This is a genomic window from Paraburkholderia sp. EG304, from assembly GCF_046543485.1.
Lineage (GTDB): Bacteria > Pseudomonadota > Gammaproteobacteria > Burkholderiales > Burkholderiaceae > Paraburkholderia > Paraburkholderia youngii.
This window is the reverse complement of record NZ_JBKGUA010000426.1, coordinates 1-270: the sequence shown is the minus strand read 5'-3', so window position 1 is coordinate 270 and position 270 is coordinate 1. Positions and strand designations below refer to the sequence as shown.

General features: G+C 58.1%; 2 protein-coding genes. One reads left to right on the top strand and one right to left on the bottom strand.

The features are described 5' to 3' along the window. A partial coding sequence (locus ACLFKU_RS44580; RefSeq protein ID WP_410853500.1) for a transposase occupies positions 1-167 on the top strand: 167 nt, incomplete at its 5' end. A 14-nt stretch (positions 168-181) separates the two neighbouring features. On the opposite strand, the gene ACLFKU_RS44575 is transcribed toward ACLFKU_RS44580, so the two are convergent. Next, on the bottom strand, positions 182-270 hold an 89-nt coding region (locus tag ACLFKU_RS44575), incomplete at its 5' end, for an IS3 family transposase (RefSeq protein ID WP_410853499.1).

Below are 270 nucleotides of genomic sequence, written 5' to 3'. Positions count from 1 at the left end.
GGCGGTGGGTGGTCGAGCGCAGCTTTGGCTGGCTCAACCGTTTCCGGCGTCTCGCACGTGACTATGAACGGCTCCCCGAAACTCTCGCCGGGCTTCATTTTGTCGTCTTCGCAATGCTCATGCTTGTTAGCGCCGATGTAAAACTGACCCGCCGGGGGTGCGGCTAAAATCCTGGACTGGGTTATGCCGCCATTCCAAGACTTTCCCGGTATTCAATGGGGCTGAGAGATCCGAGCGACATCTTGATCCGCGTGGCGTTATACCAGCGGA